Below are 2,836 nucleotides of genomic sequence, written 5' to 3'. Positions count from 1 at the left end.
TCTTTCAGAAAGAACGCGGCGTCTCAGTTTGGGGCTGCTGCGCAACCCAACGCGGGGCAAGCCCGCTCGCCACAGCCACAGGGAGTCAGATCAGCCCTCGCGCACCATGTCCACATGGGGGATGCCGACTTCAAGAAACTCATCGCTGACGATCTTGAAACCCAGCCGCTCATAAAACGGCGCTGCATACACCTGCGCGCTGAGAAACTGCGTGGTTTGCCCGCGCTTCTCGGCTACTCCGATCACGGCTTCCATCAGCTTGTCGCCGACATTCAGCCCGCGCCAATCCTTAAGGACCGACACACGACCAATCTCGCCGGTGGGCAGTAACCGCGCGGTCCCAATCGGGAAGTCGCCTTCAAACGCGAGGAAATGCACCGCGCCTGCGTCTTCGGCATCCCATTCCAGCTCGGGTGGAACCGATTGTTCAGCGATAAATACCGCCTCACGAATGCGCCGAATCTCGTCGATATCCTTTCGCCAGTCCGCGACACTTACGTGAAGTTTATTCATCAGCAAATCCCAGGCTTCCTTGCTTGACCAATTCGCACAGCAGGTCGCGGCCGTCTTCGTCGGCGAGCCATTCACCGAGGTTGTCGCTGTGCAAGGCGTCGGCGGCGCAAATCAGTTTCAACAGCTCGCGCAGCTTGCCTGGCAGATAACGGCTCTGGCCGCTGGCGAACAGTAGCACGTCGTCGTCGACTTCAGACCACGCCAGACGTGCGCTTGGGTTGCGGATCAGTACGGCGCCGTCTTCCAGGCTGGCGACTACGTCCGCTTCCTGCAGTTCTTCCGGGCCGGCTACCAGTTCCGGGTAGCGCGGCTCGGTCATGAACTGGCCGAACCATGTGAGCAACATGCGCTCGTCGCTCATGTGCTCGGCCAGCAGGCTTTTCAGGCGGTCGAGGGCGTCGCTCTGGATCTGGTGCGGGTCGCTGACTGGCTGGGCGTCGGCGTCGGTGTAACGCTCTTCGTCCGTCAGGTATTGGCTGAGGAAGTCGGTGAAGTGGGTCAGCACCTCAGCGGCGCTCGGTGCGCGGAAGCCGACCGAATAGGTCATGCAGTCATCTTCGGCAATGCCGAAATGCGCCAGGCGCGGTGGCAGGTAAAGCATGTCGCCCGGTTCCAGTACCCATTCAGCGCTCTCTTCAAAGTCGGCGAGGATGCGCAGGTCGGCGTGTTGCAGCAGCGGGCTTTCGGAGCTGCACATCTGGCCGATTTTCCAGTTGCGCTTGCCCTGGGCTTGCAGCAGGAACACGTCATAGTTATCGAAGTGTGGGCCCACGCTGCCGCCGGGTGCGGCGAAGCTGATCATCACGTCATCGATACGCCAGCTCGGCAGGAAGCGGAACTGCTCCAGCAGCTCGGCCACTTCCGGCACGAACTGGTCGACGGCCTGCACCAGCAGGGTCCACTCACGCTCGGGCAGGGTGCTGAAGGCATCTTCAGCGAACGGGCCGCGACGCAGTTCCCAAGGGCGCTCGCCGTGCTCGATCACCAGGCGCGATTCGACTTCTTCTTCCAGCGCAAGGCCGGCCAGTTCGTCGGCGTCGATCGGGCTTTCGAAATCAGGGATGGCCTGACGGATCAGCAAGGGTTTTTTCTGCCAGTAGTCGCGCAGGAATTCCCGTGCCGTGATGCCGCCCAGAAGTTGAAGAGGGATATCAGGATTCATGTGTAACCTATTGAAAAAAAGTACTTTTCAGACTGGAATAAAAACGCCCGGCGCTGCCGGGCGTCTCAAAGGGGCTTGCGCTGATCAGATGCGCTTGGCTTGCTCTACAGCGTTGCCGATGTAGTTGGCCGGGGTGAGCAGTTTCAGCTCGGCCTTGGCGGCGGCTGGCATGTCCAGGCCGTCGATGAAAGTTTGCAGCGCTTCGGAGGTAATGCCCTTGCCGCGCGTCAACTCTTTGAGCTTCTCGTAAGGGTTTTCGATGTTGTAGCGGCGCATCACGGTCTGGATCGGCTCAGCCAACACTTCCCAGCACGCGTCCAGGTCAGCGGCGATCTTCTGCGCGTTGAGCTCCAGCTTGCTGATGCCTTTGAGGCTGGCTTCATACGCGATCACGCTGTGAGCGAAGCCCACGCCGAGGTTGCGCAGTACGGTGGAGTCGGTCAGGTCGCGCTGCCAGCGGGAGATTGGCAACTTGCTGGCCAGGTGCTGGAACAGGGCGTTGGCGATGCCGAGGTTGCCTTCGGAGTTTTCGAAGTCAATCGGGTTGACCTTGTGCGGCATGGTCGACGAACCGATTTCACCGGCAATGGTGCGCTGCTTGAAGTAGCCCAGGGAGATGTAACCCCAGATATCGCGATCAAAGTCGATCAGGATGGTGTTGAAGCGCGCAATCGCATCGAACAGCTCGGCGATGTAGTCGTGCGGTTCGATCTGGGTGGTGTACGGGTTGAAACCCAGGCCCAGTTCGTCTTCGATGAAGGCGCGGGCGTTTTCTTCCCAGTCGATTTCCGGGTAGGCGGAGAGGTGAGCGTTGTAATTGCCCACGGCGCCGTTGATCTTGCCCAGCAGCGGTACGGCGGCGACTTGAGCGATCTGACGCTCCAGGCGGTACACCACGTTGGCCAGTTCTTTACCCAGGGTGGTCGGCGAAGCCGGCTGGCCGTGGGTGCGCGACAGCATTGGCACGTCAGCAAAACGGATCGCCAGTTCGCGAATGGCGTTGGCGGTCTGGCGCATCAGCGGCAGCATCACGTCATCACGGCCTTCGCGCAGCATCAGGGCGTGGGACAGGTTGTTGATGTCCTCGCTGGTGCAGGCAAAGTGGATGAACTCGCTGACCTGGGCCAGTTCCGGCAGCTTGGCCGCTTGCTCTTTGAGCAA

At 60.6% G+C, this 2,836-nt stretch carries 3 protein-coding genes; all 3 read right to left on the bottom strand.

Annotated features, from left to right (window positions below):
* Positions 1-90: 90 nt before the first annotated feature.
* A complete protein-coding gene (locus ACP7A2_RS25230) occupies positions 91-513 on the bottom strand; it encodes a GNAT family N-acetyltransferase (RefSeq protein WP_426136511.1) in 423 nt (140 codons plus the stop codon).
* Positions 506-1,675, bottom strand: coding sequence for a JmjC domain-containing protein (locus ACP7A2_RS25225; RefSeq protein WP_426136510.1), 1,170 nt, complete (start codon positions 1,673-1,675; stop codon positions 506-508). Before ACP7A2_RS25225 ends, ACP7A2_RS25230 begins: the two co-directional genes overlap by 8 nt.
* A gap of 84 nt (positions 1,676-1,759) precedes the next feature.
* Positions 1,760-2,836: adenylosuccinate lyase (purB, locus tag ACP7A2_RS25220; RefSeq protein ID WP_426136508.1), on the bottom strand; the 1,077-nt coding region annotated here is incomplete at its 5' end.

The organism is Pseudomonas sp. PWP3-1b2, assembly GCF_049896045.1.
GTDB classification, from domain to species: Bacteria; Pseudomonadota; Gammaproteobacteria; order Pseudomonadales; family Pseudomonadaceae; genus Aquipseudomonas; species Aquipseudomonas antarctica_B.
The sequence above is the reverse complement of the archived record's forward strand: the minus strand, read 5'-3'. Positions and strand labels throughout refer to the sequence as shown.

What these genes read in the sequence shown, in the direction of transcription:
- ACP7A2_RS25230 (WP_426136511.1), bottom strand. Translation starts at nt 513, where the DNA reads ATGAATAAACTTCACGTAAGTGTCGCGGACTGGCGAAAGGATATCGAC.
- ACP7A2_RS25225 (WP_426136510.1), bottom strand. Translation starts at nt 1,675, where the DNA reads ATGAATCCTGATATCCCTCTTCAACTTCTGGGCGGCATCACGGCACGG.